Annotated in this window: 22 protein-coding genes; 17 read left to right on the forward strand and 5 right to left on the reverse strand. The window is 70.7% G+C overall.

Features of this window, described 5'->3' with window-relative positions; genetic code table 11:
• Window positions 1-18: 18 nt before the first annotated feature.
• Genes ACZ7CF_RS26840 through ACZ7CF_RS26860 form a run of 5 tightly spaced genes read left to right on the forward strand, consistent with a single transcriptional unit; the run spans window position 19 to window position 3703 of the window.
• Window positions 19-942 (forward strand): ParA family protein, encoded by a 924-nt coding sequence (locus ACZ7CF_RS26840; protein WP_360392604.1) that lies wholly within the window; start codon window positions 19-21, stop codon window positions 940-942.
• Window positions 939-1268 (forward strand): hypothetical protein, encoded by a 330-nt coding sequence (locus ACZ7CF_RS26845; RefSeq protein ID WP_458430921.1) that lies wholly within the window; start codon window positions 939-941, stop codon window positions 1266-1268. Before ACZ7CF_RS26840 ends, ACZ7CF_RS26845 begins: the two co-directional genes overlap by 4 nt.
• Window positions 1265-2098 (forward strand): segregation and condensation protein A, encoded by an 834-nt coding sequence (locus ACZ7CF_RS26850; RefSeq protein WP_360392598.1) that lies wholly within the window; start codon window positions 1265-1267, stop codon window positions 2096-2098. The genes ACZ7CF_RS26845 and ACZ7CF_RS26850 overlap by 4 nt, the downstream gene beginning before the upstream one ends.
• The gene (gene scpB, locus ACZ7CF_RS26855) at window positions 2095-2976 is read left to right on the forward strand and encodes an SMC-Scp complex subunit ScpB (protein WP_470370862.1); all 882 of its coding nucleotides are present in this window, start codon (window positions 2095-2097) and stop codon (window positions 2974-2976) included. Before ACZ7CF_RS26850 ends, scpB begins: the two co-directional genes overlap by 4 nt.
• Window positions 2969-3703, forward strand: coding sequence for a pseudouridine synthase (locus ACZ7CF_RS26860; RefSeq protein WP_360392593.1), 735 nt, complete (start codon window positions 2969-2971; stop codon window positions 3701-3703). Before scpB ends, ACZ7CF_RS26860 begins: the two co-directional genes overlap by 8 nt.
• A 12-nt stretch (window positions 3704-3715) precedes the next feature.
• Here ACZ7CF_RS26860 and ACZ7CF_RS26865 read toward each other — a convergent pair whose 3' ends face one another.
• Window positions 3716-3949 carry a hypothetical protein gene (locus ACZ7CF_RS26865; RefSeq protein WP_360392590.1) on the reverse strand — a complete coding sequence of 78 codons (234 nt, stop codon included), beginning with the start codon at window positions 3947-3949 and terminating at the stop codon, window positions 3716-3718.
• 242 nt (window positions 3950-4191) lie between these two features.
• Between ACZ7CF_RS26865 and ACZ7CF_RS26870 the strand changes: the two genes are divergently transcribed.
• The 6 genes from ACZ7CF_RS26870 to ACZ7CF_RS26895 all read left to right on the forward strand — a co-directional run bounded on the left by ACZ7CF_RS26870 (window position 4192) and on the right by ACZ7CF_RS26895 (window position 12662).
• Complete coding sequence (locus ACZ7CF_RS26870) at window positions 4192-6894, forward strand: nSTAND1 domain-containing NTPase (RefSeq protein WP_470370863.1); 2703 nt, start codon at window positions 4192-4194, stop codon at window positions 6892-6894.
• Between the two features lie 238 nt (window positions 6895-7132).
• Window positions 7133-9865, forward strand: a complete 2733-nt coding sequence (locus ACZ7CF_RS26875; protein ID WP_470370864.1) for an nSTAND1 domain-containing NTPase — start codon at window positions 7133-7135, stop codon at window positions 9863-9865.
• Window positions 9866-9946: 81 nt separating this feature from the next.
• Window positions 9947-10690, forward strand: a complete 744-nt coding sequence (locus ACZ7CF_RS26880; RefSeq protein ID WP_360392582.1) for an ABC transporter permease — start codon at window positions 9947-9949, stop codon at window positions 10688-10690.
• A complete protein-coding gene (locus ACZ7CF_RS26885) occupies window positions 10687-11454 on the forward strand; it encodes an ABC transporter permease (protein ID WP_360392580.1) in 768 nt (255 codons plus the stop codon). The genes ACZ7CF_RS26880 and ACZ7CF_RS26885 overlap by 4 nt, the downstream gene beginning before the upstream one ends.
• Entirely contained in the window at window positions 11438-12235 is a 798-nt protein-coding gene (locus ACZ7CF_RS26890) for an ABC transporter ATP-binding protein (protein WP_360392578.1), read from the forward strand. Before ACZ7CF_RS26885 ends, ACZ7CF_RS26890 begins: the two co-directional genes overlap by 17 nt.
• 13 nt (window positions 12236-12248) lie before the next feature.
• Window positions 12249-12662 carry a DUF5956 family protein gene (locus tag ACZ7CF_RS26895; protein ID WP_360392575.1) on the forward strand — a complete coding sequence of 138 codons (414 nt, stop codon included), beginning with the start codon at window positions 12249-12251 and terminating at the stop codon, window positions 12660-12662.
• 243 nt (window positions 12663-12905) lie between these two features.
• Here the strand turns inward: ACZ7CF_RS26895 and ACZ7CF_RS26900 are convergent, their stop codons facing one another.
• Together ACZ7CF_RS26900 and ACZ7CF_RS26905 are read right to left on the reverse strand one after the other, a co-directional pair.
• A complete protein-coding gene (locus tag ACZ7CF_RS26900) occupies window positions 12906-13637 on the reverse strand; it encodes an IniB N-terminal domain-containing protein (RefSeq protein ID WP_458430926.1) in 732 nt (243 codons plus the stop codon).
• A gap of 154 nt (window positions 13638-13791) precedes the next feature.
• Window positions 13792-14961 (reverse strand): 4-hydroxybenzoate 3-monooxygenase, encoded by a 1170-nt coding sequence (locus ACZ7CF_RS26905; RefSeq protein ID WP_470370865.1) that lies wholly within the window; start codon window positions 14959-14961, stop codon window positions 13792-13794.
• 178 nt (window positions 14962-15139) lie between these two features.
• On the opposite strand from ACZ7CF_RS26905, the gene ACZ7CF_RS26910 reads away from it, so the two are divergent.
• From ACZ7CF_RS26910 to ACZ7CF_RS26935, 6 genes are all read left to right on the forward strand, one after another.
• Entirely contained in the window at window positions 15140-16156 is a 1017-nt protein-coding gene (locus ACZ7CF_RS26910) for an ABC transporter substrate-binding protein (RefSeq protein ID WP_360392566.1), read from the forward strand.
• A gap of 299 nt (window positions 16157-16455) precedes the next feature.
• On the forward strand, window positions 16456-19158 hold the full coding sequence (locus tag ACZ7CF_RS26915; protein ID WP_360392564.1) for a nitrate- and nitrite sensing domain-containing protein: 2703 nt from the start codon (window positions 16456-16458) through the stop codon (window positions 19156-19158).
• Window positions 19155-19577, forward strand: a complete 423-nt coding sequence (locus ACZ7CF_RS26920; protein WP_360392562.1) for a roadblock/LC7 domain-containing protein — start codon at window positions 19155-19157, stop codon at window positions 19575-19577. Before ACZ7CF_RS26915 ends, ACZ7CF_RS26920 begins: the two co-directional genes overlap by 4 nt.
• A 31-nt stretch (window positions 19578-19608) precedes the next feature.
• Window positions 19609-20205 (forward strand): GTP-binding protein, encoded by a 597-nt coding sequence (locus ACZ7CF_RS26925; protein ID WP_360392559.1) that lies wholly within the window; start codon window positions 19609-19611, stop codon window positions 20203-20205.
• Window positions 20206-20331: 126 nt separating this feature from the next.
• Entirely contained in the window at window positions 20332-21489 is a 1158-nt protein-coding gene (locus tag ACZ7CF_RS26930; RefSeq protein ID WP_470370866.1) for an alkaline phosphatase PhoX, read from the forward strand.
• 105 nt (window positions 21490-21594) lie between these two features.
• On the forward strand, window positions 21595-22089 hold the full coding sequence (locus tag ACZ7CF_RS26935; RefSeq protein WP_360392554.1) for a snapalysin family zinc-dependent metalloprotease: 495 nt from the start codon (window positions 21595-21597) through the stop codon (window positions 22087-22089).
• Between the two features lie 184 nt (window positions 22090-22273).
• Here the strand turns inward: ACZ7CF_RS26935 and ACZ7CF_RS26940 are convergent, their stop codons facing one another.
• Both ACZ7CF_RS26940 and ACZ7CF_RS26945 read right to left on the reverse strand, forming a co-directional pair.
• Window positions 22274-22720, reverse strand: a complete 447-nt coding sequence (locus tag ACZ7CF_RS26940) for a hypothetical protein (RefSeq protein ID WP_360392551.1) — start codon at window positions 22718-22720, stop codon at window positions 22274-22276.
• Window positions 22698-23327: an RNA polymerase sigma factor gene (locus tag ACZ7CF_RS26945; protein ID WP_470370867.1), complete on the reverse strand. Its 630-nt coding sequence runs from the start codon at window positions 23325-23327 to the stop codon at window positions 22698-22700. The genes ACZ7CF_RS26940 and ACZ7CF_RS26945 overlap by 23 nt, the downstream gene beginning before the upstream one ends.
• Window positions 23328-23385: the final 58 nt, after the last annotated feature.

The following is a 23385-nucleotide window of genomic DNA, read 5'->3' on the forward strand; positions in this document are numbered from 1 at the left end:
AGTGAGGGAACGCCAGCCATGTCGACACCGGAGCACGCTTTCGCGCCCCGTGCCGACCTGAGCCTGGCCCCGCACGCCGCGCCGGTGGACGACGTCGCCCACGAGCAGGTCGACGGCATCGGCCCGACCGGTCGCGCCCGCCGCGCGCTCCCGGCCCCGCCGCCGTTGCTGCACCACGGCCCGGCGAAGATCCTCGCGGTGTGCAACCAGAAGGGCGGCGTCGGCAAGACGACGACGACCATCAACCTGGGCGCCGCGCTGGCCGAGTACGGCAGACGGGTGCTGCTCGTCGACTTCGACCCGCAGGGCGCGCTGTCCGTGGGCCTCGGCGTGCACCCGCACCAGCTGGAAACCACGATCTACAACGTCATCATGGAGAACGACACCGCCGTTCCCGACGTCATCCGCAAGACCATGGTCGACGACATGGACCTGCTGCCGAGCAACATCGACCTCTCGGCCGCGGAGATCCAGCTGGTGTCCGAGGTGGGCCGCGAGCACACCCTCGTGCGCACCCTCCGCCCCGTCATCGACCACTACGACTACGTGCTGGTCGACTGCCAGCCCTCGCTCGGCCTGCTCACGGTGAACGCCCTCGCGGCCGCGGACGGCGTGCTGATCCCGCTGGAGTGCGAGTTCTTCTCGCTGCGCGGGGTGGCACTGCTCATCGACACCATCGAGAAGGTCAAGGAACGGTTGAACCCCAAGCTCACCATCACCGGCATCCTCGCCACGATGTACGACCCCCGCACGCTGCACTCGCGCGAGGTCATGGCGCGGGTCGTGGAGGCGTTCGGCGAGATCGTGTTCGACTCGGTCATCAACCGCACGGTGCGCTTCCCGGAGACCACCGTGGCCGGTGAGCCGATCACCCGGTGGGCCCCGCGCTCCTCCGGTGCCAACGCCTACCGCGCGCTGGCCCGCGAGGTGATCGCCCGGTGACCCGTCGCCCCTCACTGCCGGGCGCGGCCGAGCTGTTCCGCCTGACCTCGGCACCCGCCGCCACCCCGGCAGAGGTGCCGTCCGGCGGCACGGCCGCGCAGCAGCGCCGCGGGTCCGGGCGGACCGGGCACACCACGAAGATCACCGTCTACGTGTCCGACGAGGAGCTGCTGGCGCTGGAGACCGCGCGGCTCGCGTTGCGCGCGTCGCACGGCCTCGGGGTCGACCGCGGCCGGGTGGTGCGCGAGGCGATCGCGATCGTGCTGGACGACCTGGAGGCGCACGGGGACGCGTCGTTGCTGGTGCGCAGGTTGCGCGAGCAGTGACCGAGGAAACACCCGCTGCTGCTCCCGAGGTGGTCGACGACGGCAGGTTCAAGGTCCGGCTCACGAACTTCGAGGGCCCGTTCGACCTGCTGCTGCAGCTCATCTCCCAGCACACCCTCGACGTGACCGAGGTGGCCCTGCACCGGGTCACCGACGACTTCATCGCCCACATCCGCGCGCTCGGCTCCGCCTGGGACCTCGACGAGACCACCGAGTTCCTGGTGATCGCCGCGACCCTGCTGGACCTGAAGGCGGCCCGGCTGCTGCCCGCGGGCGACGTCGAGGACGAGGACGACCTGGCCCTGCTGGAGGCGCGCGACCTGCTGTTCGCCCGCCTGCTGCAGTACCGCGCCTACAAGCAGGTCGCGGCCCTGTTCGCCGAGCTCGAACAGGGCGCCTACCGCCGCTACCCGCGCTCGGTGGCGCTGGAACCGCGCTTCGAGGGCCTGCTGCCCGAGGTGATGCTCGGCGTCACCCCCGACAAGTTCGCGTTGATCGCCGCCGCCGCGTTCCGGCCGAAGCCCAAGCGCACCCTGTCCACCGCCCACGTCCACCAGCACCGCGTGTCGATCCGCGCGACCGCCGACGAGCTGCGGACGTTCCTGGTGGAGCGCGGCACGGCGTCGTTCACGGAGATCGTCGCCGACTGCACCGAGACGATGCAGGTCGTCGCACGCTTCCTGGCGCTGCTGGAGCTGTACCGGGAGAAGTCGCTCGCCTTCGAGCAGGAGGACCCGCTCGGGCCGCTGCAGGTGACGTGGGTCGGCGGGACGTTGGAACAGGCGCAGGCCGCGGCACCGGCCGGCGACGAGGACGAGGACTACGAATGAGCGACCCAGAGGTCGGGCCGGAGCCGGTCGTCGGGCCGGACGCGGCACAGGTGGAGCGGCCGGGGCCGGCGTTCGACGGTGGCACGGGCGCGGCGGAGTACGACGCGGCGGCCGCGGCGCTGGCCGCGAAGTTCGGGGCGGGTGCCGCGGAGACGAAGCCCGCGAAGCGCCGGCCCAAGTCCCGGCCCGCCGAGCCCCAGCTGGAGCTCCCGGTCACCGAGCCCGCCGGGACGGAGACCGGGGCCGGGACCGGGGCCGAGGACGCCGCCCAGCTCGAAGCGCAGCTCCTCGCCGCCGCACCCGAGGAGCAGATCGAGGACTCCGGCCTGCCCGACCTCACCGACGACGCCGAGCTCGACGGCGCGCTGGAGTCGGTGCTGCTCGTCGTGGACAGCCCCATCGCGGAAGACCAGCTGAGCAGTGCCCTTGAGCAGCCGGTTAAGCGAATCAAGCAGGCACTCCGTAGACTCTCCACCCGGTACACCGAGTCCGGCAGCGGCATCGACCTGCGCAGGGCGGGGGACGGCTGGCGGTTCTACACGCGAGACCGGTTCGCCCCGTTCGTGGAGAAGCTGCTGCTCGACGGCCAGCGCGCGAAACTCACCCGCGCTGCCCTGGAGACGCTCGCGGTGATCGCCTACCGGCAGCCCGTCACGAGGGCGCGGATCGCGGCGGTTCGCGGCGTCAACGTCGACGGTGTGATCCGGACCCTGGTCGCACGGGGGCTCATCGAGGAGACGGGCACCGACAGCGACACGGGTGGGATCCTGTACCGCACGACCGAACTGTTCCTGGAGCGGTTGGGGCTGTCGTCGTTGAACGACCTGCCGCCGATCGCTCCGCTGCTGCCCGAAGTGGATGCGATCGACGATGTCTGAGAACGAGGGCGTGCGCCTGCAGAAGGTGCTCGCGCAGGCCGGTGTCGCCTCACGCCGTGCTTCGGAGGAGCTGATCGACCAGGGGCGGGTGCAGGTCGACGGCAAGGTGGTGCGCGAGCAGGGCCGCCGGATCGACCCCGAGACCGCGGTCGTGCACGTCGACGGCGTGCGGGTGCAGATCCGCGAGGACGTCGTCACGATCGCGCTGAACAAGCCGTTCGGGATCCTGTCCACCATGGAGGACGACCTGGGCCGGCCGTGCGTCGGCGACCTGGTGCGCAACCGCAAGGAGCGGCTCTTCCACGTCGGCAGGCTCGACGCGGAGACCGAGGGGTTGCTGCTGCTCACGAACGACGGTGAGCTGGCGCACCGGTTGATGCACCCGAGCTACAACGTCAAGAAGACCTACCTCGCCGAGGTGCCCGGCCCGGTCGAGCGCGGCCTGGGCAAGAAGCTCAAGGCGGGCGTCGAACTGGAGGACGGCCCGGTCAAGGTCGACTCGTTCAAGCTGGTCACGGCGGTGCCGGGCAAGGCACTCGTCGAGATCGTCGTGCACGAGGGCCGCAAGCACATCGTGCGCCGGCTGATGGAGCACGTCGGCTACCCGGTGGAGTCGCTGGTGCGCACCGCGGTCGGCGACGTGCTGCTCGGCAACCAGCGGCCCGGCTCGATGCGCGTGCTGAACCGGCAGGAGGTCGGCGGGCTGTACAAGCTCGTGGGCCTGTGAACCCGGCGGGGGTCAGTCGCCGCAGGGCAGGCCGAGGCAGCTCGCGTTGACGTGCATCGGCCGCGGGTCGTCGCGCAGCCGGCCGCGGTACCAGCCGTCGCCGACCCACGCCTCGACGAAGAACCGGGTGCCCTCCGGGATGAAGCGCAGCGGCTCACCCGGCCAGGTCACGTGCACGCCCCGCGCGATCTCGCAGACCATCCTCACCGGTGCCTGCGGTGCCGTCGTCGTCGCCTCAATGGTCACGTCAGGATCTCCCTCGTCAGCGCCGGCGCCCCGTGACCGGCACCGTCGAACCTACGGACGATCCCGTTGTCCAGCTTCGTTCCACGCGAGTGGACAACGCGCTGTTAACAAGGGTGTAGCCGTGGGCGGCATTTCGGTGTTGCCCACGGCACACCGCGGTGCCGGTTCGGCGACGTTAGGGCGAACGGGTTGTTCACGGTCAGGCGTTGGCCGCTGAACGGAGTTCTCTGAACAATGACGGGGTGCCGAGACGGGAACGCCCTCTCGACGAGGGCGAGAGCGGTCTCCTGCAGTTCGCCGCGGACCTCCGCCGGCTGCGGGAACGGGCGGGCAGCCCCACCTACCGCGAGCTCGGCCGACGGGCGCACTACTCGGCGGCGGCGCTGTCGGAGGCGGCGGGCGGGCGCAAGCTGCCGAGCCTCGCGGTGACGAGGGCGTACGCGAAGGCGTGCGCGGCGGACCCGGACGAGTGGGAGCTGCGGTGGCGCGCGGTCGCCGAGACGCAGCCGCGGGCCGGCGCCGACAGCCCGTACGTCGGCCTCAAGGCGTTCGAACCCGATGACGCACCGAAGTTCTTCGGCCGGGAGCGGCTCACGGTCGAGCTGCTGACGACGCGGCACCGCTTCACCGGCGTGTTCGGGCCGTCGGGGGTGGGCAAGTCGTCGTTGCTGAAGGCCGGTCTGGTGGCGCGCACGGACGGCCCGGTGCTGCTGTTCACGCCCGGCGCCGACCCGGTGGAGGAGTGCGCGCTCGCCCTCGCCCGGCTCACCGGGCAGGACGCGGTGGAGCTGGCCGGCGAGCTCGCGCGGCCCGAACAGCTCGGCCGCAGGCACACCGGGCTCGTCGTCGTCGACCAGTTCGAGGAGCTGTTCACGGTGTGCCGCAGCGAGGCGCGCCGGACGTGGCTCATCGAGGCGCTCACCGGGTGCGCCAAGGTCGTCATCGGCACGCGGGCCGACTACTACGGGCACTGCGCGCAGTACCCGGAGCTGGTGGAGGCGTTGCGCGGCAGCCAGGTCATGGTCGGCGCGATGACACCGGACGAGCTGCGGCTCGCGATCACCGAACCCGCCGCCCACGCCGGCGCCAAGGTGGAGACCGCGCTGCTGGCCAGGCTGATGGCCGACGCGGTCGGGCAGGCAGCCGTGCTCCCGCTGCTGTCGCACGCGCTCGCGGAGACCTGGCAGCACCGGCGGGGGATGACGCTGACGCTCGCGGCCTACGAGGAGGTCGGCGGCGTCGAGCACGCCGTGGCCCGCACAGCGCAAGACCTGCTCGCCGGGCTGCCCGCCGAGCAGGTGAAACGGGTGCTGCTGCGGCTCGTCACCGCCGAGGGCACCAAGCGCCGCGCGCACCGCGACGAGCTGGAGGCCGGCGAGACCGTGCTCGCCGCGCTGGCCGCCGCCCGGCTGGTGGTCGTCGACCGCGACGGCGTCGAGCTCGCGCACGAGGCGTTGATCCGCAGCTGGCCGGCGCTGCACCGCTGGGTCGAGGAGAACCGGGAGAACGTCAGGGCGCAGCGGGAGCTCACCGACGCCACCCGGACGTGGGAGGCGCTCGACCGCGACGCCGGGGCGCTGTTCCGCGGCCGGCGGCTCGCCAACGTGCCCGCGGGGCTCGCGCTCACCTCCCGCGAACGCGCGTTCCTGGCCGCGAGCCGCGCCGCGGAGGAGGAAGTCACGACGAGCGCGCGGCGCCGCACCCGCCGCCAGCGCCAGCTGCTCGCCGCACTGGTCGCGCTGCTGGTGGTCGCCGCCAGCTCGACGGTGTTCGCGTTGCGGGCCACCAAGACCGCCGAGGAGCAGCGCACCACGACCGCCGTGCTGAAGGCCGTCGCCGAGGCCGGTGCGCTGCGGTCGGGCAACCCCGCGCTGGCCCAGCAGGTCGCGCTCGCCGCCTACCGGCTCGTGCCGCTCCCGCAGGCCCGCAACGCGCTGCGCCAGGAGGAGGTGCCGGTGCAGACGCTGCGCGCGGCGGACGCCGAGGTCACCGCGCTCGTCGTCGGCCCGACGCAGCAGCAGGTCGTCACCGGTCACCGCGACGGGCTGGTCGTGCTGACGACCCTCGACGACCTGCCCGCGCCGCGCACGTCCTACGAGGCCACCCGGCACACCGGCCCCGTCGTCGCGCTGGCGGTGGACCCGGCGGGCGGCCTGCTCGCGTCGGTGGGGGAGGACGGCACCGTCCACCTCGTCGACATCTCCCTGGGCAAGCCGCGCGACCTCGGCGTGCTGCCCGCCCGCGCCACCGCGGTCGCCTGGCGCGGCAGCACCCTCGTCACGACCGGCCCCGACGGCGCGGTCGGCTCCTGGACCGACCTGCGCGGCGGCCGCCCCCGGCTGCTCGCCACCGCCCAGCCCGGCCTGGGCCCGCTCGCCGGCCTCGCCTTCCGCGCCGACGGCCGCGTGCTCGCCGCTGTCACCACCGGCCGTGCCGTCCACCTGCTCGACGCCGCGGACCCGCGCCGGCTCACGCCGTTGTCGCTCACCACGGAGTTCGCGGGCCACGCCCAGTTCGCCGGCGACCTGCTGCTGACCGCCGGCCGCACCGCCGTGCACCTCTGGGACGCCCGCGACCCGCGCGCGCCGGCCCTGCGGGCGGAGCTCCCCTCCGGCGGTGGGGAGGTGACCGGCACGTGGCTGAGCGCGGACAGCCTCGCGGTCGCGACCGACGACGGCCTGGTGCGGTTGTGGCGGCTCGGCGCGGGGGAGCCGGTCGAGCTGGCGCTGCTGCGCGGGCACGCCGGAGCGGTCACCGCCGTCGGGCTCACGCCGAGGGGCGACGAGGTGGTGACCGGAGGGGCGGACCGGGCGGTGCGGCTGTGGAACGTCGACCTGCGCGACCCGGCGGTGCGGATCTGCGAGCAGGCGGTCCCGCGGATGACCGGGGCCGAGTGGGACCGCTACTTCGCCGGCCTCGCCTTCACACCACCGTGCCACGACTGACCGCTCCCGGAGGGTACGCGGGGTCCCCGCGTGCCTTTCGGGGGTACGCGGGGTCCCCGCGTGCACCTCAGGGGAACGCGGGGGCCCCGCGTGACACGAGGGAGAGTGGCCGAGGGTGACGGTGCGAGGGTCTCGTTCGTGTGACGTTCGCGTGGCGGCGAACATCCCGGTCGCAAGCGGTTAGCGTGGTGTTAGACGCCAGGCGAACCTCTGGTGGACAATCCGGCCGGGAGGCGGCATGCCACGAGGGGAACGACCGCTGGGGCCGGAGGACACCGCGCTGCTCCGGTTCGCCGGTGACCTGCGCAGACTGCGCGACCAGGCGGGCAAACCGAGCTACCGCGAGCTCGCGGGCAGGGCGAACTACTCGCCCACGGCGCTGTCGGACGCGGCCGGTGGGCGCAAGCTGCCGTCGCTCGCGCTGACACTGGCCTTCGTGCGCGCCTGCGAGGGCGATCCGAAGGAGTGGACGGCGCGGTGGCGGGAGCTCGCCGCCGAGCAGGTCTCGCCGTTGCAGCCGAGCGCCCCCTACGTCGGCGCGGCACCGTTCCACGAGAAGGACGCCAAGAGGTACTTCGGCCGTGAGGCGCTGGTCGAGCGGGTGCTCGCGCGCAGCGGGTCGTTCACCGCCGTGGTCGGGCCGTCCGGGTCAGGGCGCACCTCCCTGCTCGAAGCCGGTCTGCTGCCCGCGTTCGACCACGCCGTCGTCGTCACCCCCTCCGACCGCCCGCTCGACGCGCTGGCCGCCGCCCTCGCCGGCCTCTTCGGCACCACCGCGGAGCAGCTGGCCGCCGAGCTCGCGGCCGACCCCGACCACCTGCGGCTGCGCGTCCGGCAGCACTGCCCCGGTCTCGTCCTGCTGGTCGACGACTTCGAGAAGGCCTTCGAGGCCACCGGCTTCGTCACCGCGCTGCTGCGCTGCCCGCGGGTCGTGGTCGCGGTCCGCTCCGACTTCCGGCGGCGCTGCCACGCGCACCCCGGGCTCGCGCGGGTCCTGCCCGGCAACGAGGTCCTGATCGAGCCGATGACCGCGGAGGAGCTGCGCCGCGCGGTCACCGAGCCCGCCGGCCAGCTCGGCGTGTCGGTCGAGACCGCGCTCGTGGCGCGGCTGGTGGCGGACGTGGCGGCCCAGCCGGCGTTGCCGTTCGTGTCGCAGGCGTTGATCGAGACGTGGCGGCGCAAGCGCGGCATGACGCTGTCGCTCGCCGGGTACGAGGAGTCCGGCGGCATCGAGCACGTCATGGCGCAGGCGGCCGAGACGTTCTTCTCCGCCCTCGACGAGGCCGACCAGCGCGCCGTCCGCACCGTGTTCCTCCGGTTGGTCTCGATGCAGCGCAACGGGGTCCTGCAGCGCAAGACCAGCAAGCCCGACGTCGAGCCGCGGCTGCTCGACCTGCTCGTCCGCACCCGGCTCGTCGTCCTCGGCGAGGACGGCGCAGGACTCGCCCACGACGCGGTGCTGCGCTGGCCGCGGCTGCGCGGGTGGATCGACGAGGAGCACGAGAACCTCCGCACGCACCAGCAGCTCGTCACCGCGATCGAGCTGTGGGAGTCGAGCGACCGCGACCCCGGCGCGCTCTACCGCGGTGCCCGGCTGCGCAAGGCCCGCGGCCTGGGCGACTTCCTCACCGCGCCAGAACGCCGGTTCGTCGAGCTGAGCGCCCGGCGCGAGACCCGCCGCTCGGTGGCGCTGATCTCCGTCGCGGCGGTGCTCGCAGCGCTCGTGCCGGGCAGCGTGATCTACGCGCTCACCAACGAGCAGCGCATCACCCAGCTCACCGACGAGGCGTTCGGGCGGCAGGCGATGGCCGAGTCGACGTCGCTGATGGAGCAGGGCAAGCCGTTCGCGGACAAGTTCGCCCTCGTCGGCTACCGGGTGGCGCCCTCGCAGGACGCGGAACGCATCCTGCGCCTGGCCAACGCCTGGACCCGGCGGATCGGGTTCACCGGCACCCCGGCGGAGAACGCCAAGGTGCTCACCGGGCCGCGCGGCGAGCTCGCCGCGGTGCGCGACGGCGACGGCACCGACCGGATGTGGCGCATCGACGAGACCGACCCCGTGCCCGGTGAGCGGTTCCCGGCCGGCCACCAGGTCACCCACCTCGCCGAGCGCCGCGCCATCACCCAGGACCCCGGCGGCCGGCAGTACCTGTGGTCGGTCACCGACCACACCCGGATGTCGCTGCTCTACCGGCTGCCCGCCGGGTTCCGCGCACAGGACCTCAGCGCGGACGGCTCACGGGTCGTCGGCTACCACGACGACTCCGACCCCGGCCTGCTCAACCCGAACACCCGCGGCCGCGCCATCCTGCTCGACCTCGCCGACGGCCGGGCGCCGGAGGAGATCCAGATGCCGGTGCGCAGCCCGGACGGCGTCGGGCTGAGCCGCGACGGCCGCGAGCTCGCCACCGCGCTGCACGACCGGGCCGGCGGCACCACCACGATCAGCCAGTGGCGGATCGGCGCGACCCTGGAACCGGCCGCCCAGTCGCTGGTCCGCCCCGGCCTGGTCAACCGGCTCACCTACAGCCCGGACGGCCGCTGGCTCGCGGGCGAGCACACCCCCGAGTCGACCGTCGAGGTGTGGCAGCTGGTGCCGGGCGGCACCCCGGTGCCCACCGCCACCCTGTCGACCACGGTGCCCAGCGGCGCCTGGGTCACGTTCGGCACCGACGACCGCATCGCCGTGGTGCGCGCGCAGACGTTCGAGGTGTACCGGCTCTACCCCGGCGGCAGGCAGCCCGACCGGCTCGCCTCGGTCACCGGCCACGGCGGCTCGGTGTACGCGACCTACCGGCCCGCGCACGACGACTTCCTCGTCCGCAGCGGCGGCACCGACCCGCAGTTGCTGACCTACGAGCTCGACGCCGGGCGCATCCGCCGCGAGATGTGCGCGGAGGGGCGTGCGCGGCTCACGGACTCCGAATGGGTTAAGAGCTTCGGCGAAGCGGAGCGCGTCGAGGTCTGCTGACTGCCGCTGATGTGCAGGAAACACCCCGGAGTTGCCTCGACACGCATTGTGGTTGAGTGATCAACTCTCTAGGGTGACCGAGTGCGTGCGTTCACAAGGGGACTCCTCGGCATCGCCGGGTTCCTCGCGCTCTGGGAGCTCTTAGGACGCTCCACCCTCGTCCCCGCGGAAGCCCTCGTCCCACCGTCCGTCGTGTTCGGAGAGCTGGCCGCGCAGCTGGTCGACCCGGTCTTCCTCCGCCACGTCGTGGCCACCGTGCTGGCACTGCTGATCGCCATCGTGGTCGCCATCGCCGTCGCGGTACCGAGTGGACTCGTGCTCGGCAGCGTTCCCGCCGTGCGCCACGCGACCCGCGCGGTCGTCGAGTTCCTGCGCCCGATCCCTTCCGTCGCACTGATTCCGCTCGCGCTGGTGATCCTCGGTTTCGGACCGGAAACGAAGATCACGCTCGCGGTGTACGCGGCGGTGTGGCCGATCCTGTTCAACACCATCTACGCACTGGACGAACTGGACCCGTTGCAGGTCGAGACGGCCAGGGTCTTCGGCACCGGCCGCGTCGGCGTGCTGTTCCGGGTGGCACTGCCCAGCGCGCTGCCGTTCGTCCTCACCGGAATCCGGCTCGCGGCCACCACCGCGCTCATCGTGATGGTCAGCGTGGAGCTGATGGCCGGCGCCGACATCGGGCTCGGCTACTTCATCATGGAGGCCCGCAGCGGCGCCGGGCGGATGGACCAGGTCCTGGCCGGCACGGTGGTCGCGGGCGTGATCGGTGTCCTGCTCAACAACGGTCTCGAGCGCGTGCGGCGCCGGTGGGTGGCCTGGTGAACCGATTCGTTCAACGGTGGACCGTGTTCGCCGTGCTGATCGTGGTGTGGCAGGTCCTCGGCTGGCTCGCGGACGACCCGTTCTTCCCGCCGCCGTCGCAGATCGTCACCGCCGCCTACGAGTGGTGGGTGCTGGAGCCGCAGAACGTCACCGAGCACATCCTGCCGTCGGTGGGCCGGCTGCTGTCGGGCTGGGCGATCGCCTGCGTGATCGGCGTGTCGCTGGGTCTGCTGCTCGGCCGGTCCGACCGGGCGATGGAGTACGCGGGGCCGCTGCTGGTGTTCCTGCGCTCGATCCCGCCGCCCGCGCTGGTGCCGGTGTTCCTGTTGCTGTTCAAAGGCGGCACGTCGATGCAGCTCGCGACGATCGTGTTCGGCGTCGTGTGGCCGGTGCTGCTCAACAGCGTCGACGGCGCCCGCTCGGTCGACGTGACCAAAGTGGACACCTCCGCGGTGTTCGGCATCCCGCGCTGGCAGTGGGTGCTCGGCGTCGTGCTGCCCGCGGCCTCCCCGAAGATCTTCGCGGGACTGCGGGTCTCGCTCTCCCTGTCGCTCGTGCTGATGGTGATCTCCGAGCTGGTGGCCACCGACAACGGCATCGGCTCGCAGCTGATGCAGGCGCAGCGCGAGTTCGACTACACGCGCATGTGGGCCGGGATCGTCCTGCTGGGCGTCCTCGGCTACGGACTCAACACCGCGTTGCTCGCGGTGGAACGCAGGGCTTTGGCTTGGCAACCGAGGAGTCGTGATGAGCAACATGCTTGAGGTGGCCGACCTGGGCCACACCTACGGCGACTACGAAGCCATTGGGGGGCTGTCGTTCACCGTGCGAGCCGGCGAGCTCGTCTGCGTGGTCGGCCCCTCTGGCTGCGGCAAGTCCACCTTGCTGCGCACCATCTCCGGGCTCATCGAGCCGTCGCGCGGGGACGTGTCCCTCAAGGGCTCGCACCTCGCCGTCGTCTTCCAGGACTACCAGCGGTCGCTGTTCCCGTGGCTCACCGTGCAGGGCAACGTGGAGTTCCCGCTGCGCGGCCTGCCGCGCGCCGAGCGCAAGGCCCGCGCGGCCGAGGCGCTGGAGTGGGTCGGGCTCGGCAAGGCGGCGAAGAAGCGGCCGTGGCAGCTCTCCGGCGGCATGCAGCAGCGCGTGGCCATCGCGCGGGCGCTGGCGTACCGGCCGGCCCTGTTGCTGATGGACGAACCGTTCGCCTCCGTCGACGCGCAGACCCGCTTCGAGCTGGAGGACCTGCTGCTGCGGGTCCGCCGCGAGCACGACACGACCGTCCTGGTCGTCACGCACGACATCGACGAGTCGGTGTACCTGGGTGACCGCATCCTGGTCCTGTCCGGCTCTCCCGCGCGTCTCGTGGCCGACCTGGAGGTGCCGCTGCCCGCCGAGCGCGACCAGGTGACCACGCGCACGGACGAGGCCTTCGTGGCACTGCGTTCGCGCGTCGCCCGGCTGCTCAACGTCGGCAAGCCCTCGCTCGACGTGGAGAAGTGGGCGGAGGCCGAGCGGGAGTCGCTCAGCGAGACCGTCAGCTCCTGACACACTCTGCCGCGTGAGCGACTGGAACCTGTTCCTCATCGTCGACGCGGAGCCGGAGGAGATCTCGGCCGCGCCACCCGGCCGCGTGGTGGCGTTGCAGGGCAGAAGGCTGCTCCCGTTGTCCGACAACGGGTTCTCGCTGCTGCTGGCGTGGGTCGCCGGCCCGCGCCGGGTCGTGCGCACCCCGGCTCCGCTGCTCCCCGACCAGGACGTCGTCAACGCGTTCGTCAACTCCTACCTCGTCGAGGCGGGCGCTCCGCCGCGACCGGCCGGGTTCTCGTGGTACCTGGACCTGCCGGCCGGTGTGGAGCCCGCCGACGTGTGGCGTCTGGCGGACACGGGCGGCGAGCGGGGGTCGCGGGTGGACCTCCGCGGTGTCCGCCGGGTGCTGGAGCGCGGAGTGGACACTTTGTACCACCGGGCGTGAGTGCAGAGCCCTACTGGGAAAACCTGGGAAAAAGACCAAGCTGCCGCATACCCGGTGCGGACGACGGGAAATCCACGCGCAGAACGGCTCCGGACCGCGGTGGTCCGGAGCCGTTCCGCGTCGCACGGACGGGGCTGTCAGAACGCCTGTCAGCCGACGAGGAGGCCGTCACCGTGCGAGGTGTGCGGGAGGGTGGTCCGGGCGCTCACAGGTGGCGGCAAGCGCCCGTGCGCTGCCGGTGGCTCAGAAGTGGATGTTCAGGTCGTTGCCGTTGCCCAGGCCGCCGTCGAGCAGGTCGAGGTCGCCGACGTTGAGGTCGCCCACGACCTGGCCGACGGAGTTGTGGACGTCGCCGACCTGCGCCACGTCCTGCACGACGTTGTCGCTCACGTCCACGACGTTCTCGACGTCCAGGTCGAGGTTCGCGACGTCCTTCACCAGCACGTCGGTGTCCTTGAGCAGCACGTCGGTGTTCGCGACGTCCTTGACGAGCACGTCGGTGTCGAGGTCCTTGACCAGCACGTCGGTGTTCACGACGTCCTGCACGTCCGCGACGTGGGTGACCGTGCTGACGACCGAGTTGTCCTGCACGACGGTCGTGACGTCCGAGACGACGTCGAGGGTGCCGGCGACGTCGCCGACGTTGCCGAAGTCGGTGACCAGCGCGGTCACGGCGGACGGAGCGCCCAGGTTTGCGACGTCGGCGATCGAGGTGAGGCCGTCGAGGTTGCCGGTGACGAGCTTCAGCTGGTCCGCGGCGGCGATGTCGCCGGCGTTCGCGAGCACGTCGTCGAGGGCGTCGACCTTGGCCACGGAGGCGGTGTCGAGCACCAGCGGCAGGATCTCCTGGATCTCACCGGGGGTGATGTCGCCCAGCCCGGCGGACTCGAGCACGCCCTGCGGGTCCAGCTGGAACGCCTCGCGGGCGTCGAGGTCGCTCAGCAGGGAGAGGGTGAAGTCGTGCAGGGTGCTCATGGAACCAGGCTCCTGATGTGGTGATCGGGGGATGTCGGGTTGAACCGTATGGATGACCGACATCCCCCGGCATCGGGAGTTGGCCCCAGATCGTGACGAAACGAGGTCCCTAGGGGATCGAGATCACTCGTTAGGGGACCCGGGATTTCACCCGTTAGGGCCCCACATAGTTCTCGGCGAAGGTCGCCCGGTAGGCAGGGGACTCGGCCAGGTGTTCCAACCTGGCCTGCGCCAACCGTCCGAAGAAGGGGGAGCTCACATCGGTGTGGATCATGTTGACCATCCACTGCGAGAACTCCTGGGCCCGCCAGACCCTTTTGAGACAGTCGTCTGAGTAGGTCTTCAGCCCGTCCTCGGAACCGGTGTCGTAGTAGGCGATCAGTGCACGTCCGAAGGTTGCGGCGTCGTTCATGGCGAGGTTCATGCCCTTGGCGCCGACCGGGGTGATGATGTGGGCTGCGTCACCCAGCAGGTACAGCCGCCCGTAGGACATCGGCTCGACCACATGGCTGCGCATGTCGAGGACGCGCTTTTCGATGATCTTGCCCTCGTTCAGCTCCCACGACGAGTCGCGCAGCGCGAAGCGTTTGTGCAACGCCTCCCAGACCTGTTCGTCCGACCAATCTTCAGCTTTTGTCCCGACCGGCACCTGGAGGTAGAAACGCGATACCGAGGGGCTGCGCAGCATGTGTCCGGCGAAACCGTCGGCGTGCAGCGCGTAAATCACGGCTTTAGTCGACGGAGGGGCCTCCGCGAGAATGGTGAGCCACTCGATCCCGTGCTGGTGGGTGAACTCCCTCAGCACTCCCTCAGGAATGCTCGGGCGGGACACCCCGTGGAATCCGTCGCAGCCCGCCACGAAGTCACATGAAACTTCTTCGCGTACCCCGTCTGCGCTGGTCCAGGCCACGGACGGGTGAGAGCTGGTCAGATCCCGCAACTCGACGTCACTGACCTCGAACCGGATGTCACCACCGGCGGCCAGGAATGCTCCGATCAGGTCTTTGACCACTTCCTGCTGGGGGTAGACGTAGTGCTCCCGGCCGCCGTACAAGTCGGAGTACGCGACCTGGAACACCTGTCCACTCACCCGGAATTCGCACGTTCCGTGACGGTCTGCTTCCATCAGCAAACGATCGGCGAGTCCGAGCGACTCCAGCATCGTCACGGAGCGGTGTTCGAGGACTCCCGCCCGTGGCCGGGTTTCCACGTGGGTACGACTGGCCCTTTCCAGCACCACGCAGTCGATGCCTGACTGCTGGATCAAGTTTGCCAAGGTCAGACCGGCCGGCCCGGCGCCGACGACGGCTACAGCGCGCTTCAACTGGGGTTCTCCTAGCCCTAGACCTGCTGTGCTTAGATGCTCACCGCAGGTAGTGGACTGGAACCTGCTCGTGTCGGTCAACTGGGGTCTTTTGGAGCAGCGTCATTACTCTGAGTGGTTGACCGTCGCGACAAAATCCCCGCAACGACGACACCGCTCCGACAGGAGAGTGCTCCCGATGACTCGAAGAGTCCGCCGCACCGCCGTCCGTGGCATCGCCCTCGCCACGCTGCTCGCCACCGTGGCGAGCTGTGGACTGCTCGGCGGCGAAGAGCAGTCACCCCCGGCCGACCAGAACAGCGGCGGCAAGGTCGAGAAGGCCAAGATCACCCTGGGGGTGCTGCCGATCCTCGACGTGGCCTCGGTCCACGTCGCGATGAAGAAGGGCTACTTCGCCCAGGAGGGCCTTGAGGTCAACCTCAAGGTCATCGACGGTGGCGCGAAGGCGATCCCCGGCCTGATCAGCAAGGACCTGGACTTCACGTTCGGCAACTGGGTCTCGTTCTTCGCCGCGGAGGCGAAGGACACCGCGAAGGCGGTCGACGGCCTCAAGCTGATCTCCGACGGCTACCAGGCCAAGCCGGACATGTTCCTGATCCTGGCCAACGGTGACTCGGCCATCAAGAGTCCTGCCGACCTCGCCGGCAAGACCATCGGGATCAACACCTTCAGGAACATCGCGGAGCTCACCGCGAAGGCCACCCTCGAAGCCGCGAACGTCGACGTGAACTCGGTGAAGTTCAAGGAGATGCCGTTCCCGGACATGCAGGCGGCGGTCCAGAACAAGACCGTCGACGCGGCCTTCATGGTCGAGCCGTTCATCACCCGCGCCCAGCGCGCCGCCGGCCAGATCAAGGTCCTGGACGCCGCGACCGGCCCGACGGACAACATCCCGATCGCGGGCTACGCCACCACCGGCGCGTTCGCCAAGGAGAACCCGAAGACCGTCGCCGCGTTCCAGCGCGCGATGGCCAAGGGCCAGGCCGACGCCACCGACCGCCCCACGGTGGAGCCGCTGCTGGTCGAGTACGCCAAGGTCGACAAGGAAACCGCAGGTCTTGTCCACTTCGGCGCGTTCCCGACGACGCTCGACGCGACCCGGCTGCAGCGCGTGGTCCAGCTGATGGTGCGCTACGGGATGCTGGACAAGGAGCTCGACGTGAAGCCGATGCTCATCCAGCCCTCCGGTAGTTGACGAACAGCGCGGGGGGCTGTGATCGCGCCGTGATCGAAAGCCCCCCGCGGCGGTCGTCTGCGCCGCAAGAATTATCGGCAAGGGGCCGTTTAGCCGCCCCTGCACAGTTGTTGATTCTCGAACCAGCTGTTTTGTCGTCCGAACGGCGGTATGAGAACGGTGCGTTTTACTCCAAGATCCACCAGGTTTGCAGCTATTAAACGGGGCGGGGAGTGTTGACGGTGCGCGGTCGTGAGGACCAGCGAGGCATCGACCGGTTCCGCCTACGCAACTGGCGGTTGCGGAGCAAGCTCGCAGTGGTGTTGTTGGTTCCGGCCCTGAGCACCGCGACTCTCGCGGGCCTGCGGCTGAACACCCAGCTCGACGACGTCGAACTCTTCGGCAAAGTCCAGCGCGAGCTCGCTGTCAGCCACCAGGCGGCGAAGGTGGAGAGCGCTCTGCAGGTCGAGCGCGACTGGGCGGTCCAGTGTGTGGCCGCCGGCAGGCAGAACGCGTGCCCCGAGCACGCGGCGAAGACCGGTCTTACCGACACGGAGTTGGACAAGTACCGGAACTCGGGCGCGACGGCCTCCGGCCTGAGCGCGCCCCTCCAGGAGTCGTTCACCAAGTCGCTGCAGTCCCTCGACGGACTGGCGAGCCTGCGGGTGACCATCCTGAGCACGAAGTACCCGGACGTCGCTGTCATCAGCGCGTACAACCAGATCAGCGCCTCGCTCAGCCAGGTGCACCGTGCCGTGGTGTCGAGCCTGAGCGAGCCGGAGATCGTGCCGCTGGTCACGGCCGCGCAGGCGCTCTACAGCGCCCAGGAGCAGCTCGGCCAGCAGAACGCGATCCTGACGTCCACCGCGCTGCGCAGGGGCTTCGCGCCCGGTGCCGCCGACGAGCTGCGTGCCGCGCAGTCCCGTCTGGACGCCGCGTTCACGGAGTTCAACGACCTGGCGTCGGCGGAGAACCGGCAGCGGTTCCAGGACGTCGTGTCCGGTTCCGCCGTGGACGGTCGCAACCGGCTGGTGCGGCTCGCGCTCGCGCAGGACTTCGAGCGCGAGACGATCACCATCACCGACGCCGAGGTGCTGAAGATCGGCCAGGACACCGCGAACCTGGTCGCCCAGGTCGCGGGCGACCTGGAGGGCCAGGCCGACGCGACGACCACGCGTCTCGCCGACACGGCGCGTTCGGACGCCTGGCGGGACGCGGCACTGGTCGCGATCTCGCTGCTGCTCGCGTTCGGTCTCATGGCGATGGTCGCGCAGTCCATGCTGCGGCCGCTGCGCATCCTGCGCCGCAGCGCGCTCGACGTGGCGCGCAACCAGCTGCCGGAGGCGATCAAGCGAATCCGGTCGCACCGCGACCCGGAACGCGCCGCCGAGGAGGCGATCGTCCCGGTGCCGCTCAACACGACCGAGGAGGTCGGCCAGGTCGCGCGGGCGTTCGACCTGGTGCAGCGCGAAGCAGTCCGCCTCGCCGTCGAGCAGGTGGCCCTGCGCGCGAACGTCAACGACATGTTCATCAACCTGTCGCGGCGCTCGCAGGCGTTGGTGGAGCGGCAGATCAGCGTGATCGACCGGCTCGAGCAGGACGAGCAGGACCCCGACCACCTGGCGTCGCTGTTCGAGCTCGACCACCTCGCGACGCAGATGCGCCGCAACAGCGAGAACCTGCTCGTGCTCTCCGGCACGACGGTCAACCGCCGCGTCACCCGGCCCGTCGCGATCGCCGAGGTCCTCGGCGCCGCGGTCTCCGAGGTCGAGAAGTACGCGCGCGTGCAGATCGCGCCGACGCCGGAGCTCATGGTGCAGGGCCGCGTGGTCAACGACCTCGCGCACCTCGTGGCCGAGCTGCTCGACAACGCCACGGCCTTCTCCAAGCCCACCAGCAAGGTGACGGTGCGGACGATAGAGACCCGCAAGGGCGAGGTCGCGATCCGCATCCACGACCGCGGTGTCGGCATGCAGGAGCAGGACGTCGTCGAGTTCAACGCGAAGCTCGCCGAGCCGCCGGAGGTCGACGTCTCCGTGGCCCGCGAGATGGGCCTGTACGTGGTCGGCCAGCTCGCCAAGCGGCACGACATCCGCGTGACGCTGGCGAACAACGACGACATAGAGGGTGGTGTCACCGCCCAGGTCGTGCTGCCGGCCTCGTTGCTGCACAAGGGCCCGCCGCCCGCGCTGCCGCTCCCGGCCGTCGCGCCCTCGCCGGCACCCGCCGTCGAGAGCACCGGCGAGGGCCTCTCCGGTGTTCCGAAGTGGACGCCGGAGTACCCGGTCGTGGTGTCGTCGGCGGAGACGGCGGAGGAGGAGCCCAGCGGGCGCCACCGCATCGAGCAGACGTCCGCGGACGGCCTGTTCACCGCGCGGATCGAGGCGGAGGAGACCGCCGTCGAGGACCGGTACTCCTACGAGCCGCCGGTCGAACGACCCGTCGAGGCCGCCACCGAGATCTTCCCCGCGGTGAGCGACGACGACGAGGAGATCTCCGCGGACGCGTTGTCGCGGTGGTTCCAGACGCCGGCCGCTCCCGAGTCCGCGTCCCCGTCGGTGCCCGCACCGGCAGGGGTCCCGGCGGTGGAGCACACGTCCGACGAGGAAGAGGAAGAACCGAGCACGGTGAACGGCCTGCCCAAGCGGCAGCGTTCGCCGGAGTCCGTGAAGACCGAGGCCCCGACGGCCGTGCCGCGTGCCGTCGCCGACTTCGCGTCCGACTGGGGCTCGGCCGACGAGGGCTGGCGTGCCGCCGGTGCGCTGGAGTCCGGCACCCCCGCGCAGACGACGGAGAACGGGCTGCCCAAGCGCGTCCCCAAGGCGCGCCTGGTGCCCGGCTCGACCCCGAAGCCGTCCTCACCGGTGCCGCAGCTGGCGACCGTCGCCGCGAGCGGTCGTTCCGCTGAACGGTTGCGCCAGCGGTTCGCCACGTACCAGAAGGGTGTCCAGATGGGCCGCGACTCGCTCTTCGACTCGGCCGTCGGGGACATCCCCGTGATCGCAGAAAGGGAACACCAGTGACCACCGCGACTGAGGAACTGGACAACTTCAGCTGGCTGGTCGAGGACTTCGTCAGCAGGGTCGCCGGTGTCGCTCACGCGATCGTCGTCTCGGCGGACGGGCTGCTGCTCGCCACGTCGGAGCGACTGCCGCACGACCGGGCGGAGCAGCTCGCCGCCGTCTCGTCCGGTCTCGTCTCGCTCAACCTCGGCGCGGCGCGCTGCTTCGAGGCCGGCGACGTCAAGCAGACCGTCGTCGAGATGGAACGCGGCTACCTCTTCCTGATGTCCATCAGCGACGGGTCCTGCCTCGCCGTGCTCGCCGCACCCAACTGCGACATCGGGCTCATCGGCTACGCGATGACCCGCCTGGTGGAGCGGGTCGGTCTCCAGCTCACGCCGGAGATCCGCGCCCAGCTGCACGTCTCGATGCGAGCCTGAGCAGTTCTGTCCTGAGTAGAGAGAAGTTCCCATGAGCAACGGTGCTCCGGGTCGTCCGGGGTCACCTGGGGCCGACCTGACCACGACATCGGCGAAGATCGTCGTCGCGGGCGGGTTCGGCGTCGGCAAGACGACGTTCGTCGGCTCGGTCTCGGAGATCACCCCGCTGACCACCGAGGCCGTCATGACCCAGGCCTCGGTAGGGGTCGACGACCTGTCCGCGGTACCGGGCAAGGTCACCACCACGGTGGCCATGGACTTCGGCCGGGTGTCGCTGGACAAGGACCTGATCCTGTACCTGTTCGGCACGCCGGGACAGCACCGGTTCTGGTTCATGTGGGACGACCTGGTCCGCGGCGCCATCGGCGCCGTGGTCATGGTCGACACCCGCCGCATCGACGACGCGTTCGCGCCCATCGACTTCTTCGAGGACCGCGACCTGCCGTACGTGGTCGCGGTGAACTGCTTCGACGGGTTGATGCACCACCGCGCGGAGGAGGTGCGGGACGCGCTGACGATCGCCTCGTCGGTGCCGATAATCCCGTGCGACGCCCGCAACCGGCAGTCCACCAAGCAGATCCTCATCACCCTGGTGGAGCACGCGCTGCGGCAACCGTCGTTCGCCTGAACGCGAACGGGGGCGGCGGACCCGCCGCCCCCGTCCCGCGTCCGCCGCGGGTTCACCCCGGCGCGTCAACGGTCATTCGCCTGACCTTCATCCCGGGCGGCCCCCATCTGCGGCACGCTCCAAGGCATGGAGCGTCGGAACTTTCTTCGTGTCGCAGTCGTCGGGACCGCAGCGGCGGCGTTCGGTGGCGCCAACTGGCGTGAGGCCTTCGCCGCCGGGGCCCAGCCCGGTCCCAGCCCCTACGGTTCCCTGCAACCGGTCAACAGCAGCGGGCTCATGCTGCCCCAGGGCTTCTCCAGCCGCGTGATCGCGCGCTCCGGCCAGCGCGTCGCGGGCACGGGCTACACCTGGCACCCCGCACCGGACGGCGGCGCGTGCTTCGCCGACGGCACCGGCTGGATCTACGTGTCCAACAGCGAGGTGTCCTCCACCGGTGGCGTGGGCGCCGTGAGGTTCGACCAGTCGGGCACCATCACCGGTGCCTACCGGACCCTCAGCGGCACCAACGTGAACTGCGCCGGCGGTGCCACGCCGTGGAACACGTGGCTGTCATGCGAGGAGGTCGACCGCGGCTACGTCTACGAGACCGACCCGTGGGGCGTCAAGGCGGCCGTCCAGCGCCCGGCGATGGGCCGGTTCAAGCACGAGGCGTGCGCGGCCGACCCGGTGCGCAAGGTCGTCTACCTGACCGAGGACGTGCCGGACGGGTGCCTGTACCGCTTCACGCCCACCACGTGGGGCGACCTGAGCTCCGGCACGCTGGAGGTCATGACCGGCGGCAGCGGCACGTCCGGCAGCGTCGGCTGGGCGCGGGTGCCCGACCCGGACGGCAGCCCGACGGCCACGCGCAACCAGGTGAGCGGCGCCAAGCGGTTCAACGGCGGCGAAGGCTGCTATTACGCCGACGACACCTGTTGGTTCACCACCAAAGGTGACGGCCGGGTGTGGGCTTACAACGCATCACAAAGCACCATCAGCCTCACTTATGACGACTCGCTCGTGACGAGCGGAACGGCTCCGCTCACCGGTGTCGACAACGTGACCCGGTCGTCGGGCGGCGACCTGTTCGTCGCCGAGGACGGCGGGAACATGGAGATCTGCATCATCACGCCGGCCGGTGTCGTGGCCCCCTTCCTGCGGGTTCCCGGCCAGAGCAGCAGCGAGATCACCGGTCCCGCGTTCTCGCCCGACGGCAGCAGGCTGTACTTCTCCTCGCAGCGCGGCACGTCCGGCAGCAGCAGCGGCGGGATCACCTACGAAGTGTCTGGACCGTTCCGGCGCTGATTGACACTTGACTCTTCTTGTGCGGCAACGCTGCTTCGATACAGTCGGGGAGCAATTACCCTGCATTGCGAGGAGATTCCTGTGTTCCTGCGCAAAACAATTGCCGTGGTTGCCAGCGCTGCCGCCCTGTCAGTCGGCCTCGTCGGAACCGCGGAAGCTGCGCCCCGCACCCTCACGTACAACTCGAGCGGTGCCGGTGAGTTCCAGGCGGCCGTCGACCAGGGCGCCCAGGTGTGGAACAACAGCGTGGTGAACGTGCGGCTGGTCAAGGTGACCGGCGCCGCGAACATCACCGTCACCGTGGACAACCAGTGGCCCCGCGCCTACGTCACGAGCCTCGGCCGCGGCCGGTGGGTCATGGGTCGTCAGGCGGTCAACGAGGGCCACGACACGGTGCGCATCTCGTCCCACGAGTTCGGGCACCTGCTGGGCATGCCCGACCGCAGGACGGGGCTGTGCACCGACCTGATGTCCGGTGCGAGCGCCGGCACGTCGTGCAAGAACCCCAACCCGAACGCCAAGGAGAAGGCCGAGGTGGAGGCGAACTTCCGTTCCGCCGCGGTGACCGTCGGCCCGTCCACGTTCGTGGACGCCGCCTGATGTGAAGTGCACGCGGGGGCCCTGCGTGACCCTGAGGGGAACGCGGGGCCCCCGCGTGACAGCAAGAAGCACCCGATCGGGTGTGCTGCCGGCGTCCGCGGCTCGGTCGGGGCGCCGGTGACGTGCACGCCGGACTCGTGCAGCGGTACGTGCACCACGACAGCGCGCCTCTCGCGAGGTCTGGTCAGAGGATGAACCAGTCGGTGCAGCCTCCGGCGAACCGGAACCGCACCGGGCCGCGCGGGCCGGGTCCCATCACGAACATGCCCAGCTCGTCGGCCGGCGCCGTCTCCACGTCGCCGGCGGGCGACACCAGCGTCACGTCGCCGTCCGCGGGCACCAGCTGCCCGGTCACGCCGGCCGCCGACACCTCGACCTGCAGCGTGACGCCGTCCGCGTCGAACACCAGCTGCCGCGCCGTGGACGTCGAGCGGGCGCGGGCGAAGAGCGTGTCGTCCAGCACCGAGTCGTACGAGGTGATCAGCAGCAGCTCCGCGTCGACGGTGCGCCAGGTGAAGGCCGCCTTGGCGGCTTCGAGGAACTCCGGTGGAACCGCATCGGCGGGCGGTGTGCTCACCGCGTCGCGCAAGGCGTCGAGCAACACCTCGTCACTGTCCCAGTCGTGCCGCACCCAACACACCTCCTCTCACCTGCGTGGCCTTCTTGGCTGGCGATCCCAGGAACGTCGAGATCGCCGTCGTCTTGCGCAGCTTCTCCAGGCAGCGGATGCGGGTCGGCCCGATGCTGCCGACCGGCATCGCCAGCTCTTCGCTCACGACCTGGTAGCTCGGCGGCGGGTCGGTCATCAGCTTGGTCAGCAACCGCTTGCACTGCTCGGTGAGCTCGGCGAACCCGTCGCGCAGCGCCTGCCGCCGTTCCACCGCCAGCAGGTCCGCCTCCACGTCCGCGTCCTGCTCCGACTCCAGCGCGTCGGACTCCGACAGCGGGTCGTACAGGTGCGTCCGCTGCTGCACGCGCAACACGCGCAGGCACTCGTTGCGGGTGGTCGTCATGATCCAGCCGGGCAGCGCCTCGGGCTCGCGGAGCCGGCCGATCTGCTCCACGAGCCGAAGCCACAGCGTCTGGTTCACGTCGGCCGCGTCCGCGGGGCGCAGCCGGTGCTTGTAGATCACCGACACGACCAGCGGCGTGTAGCGGTCCACGATCTCGTTCCACGCACCCTGGTCGCCCTCGGCCGCCGCGCTGACGAGCGCGGCGATCGGGGATGCTGAGGTCACGTCGACTCCTTGCGGTCACGACCTGCGGAGGCCGGGGTTGCTCCCCAGATACAACCTC

The sequence above is a fragment of the Lentzea sp. NPDC036955 genome (assembly GCF_055608005.1).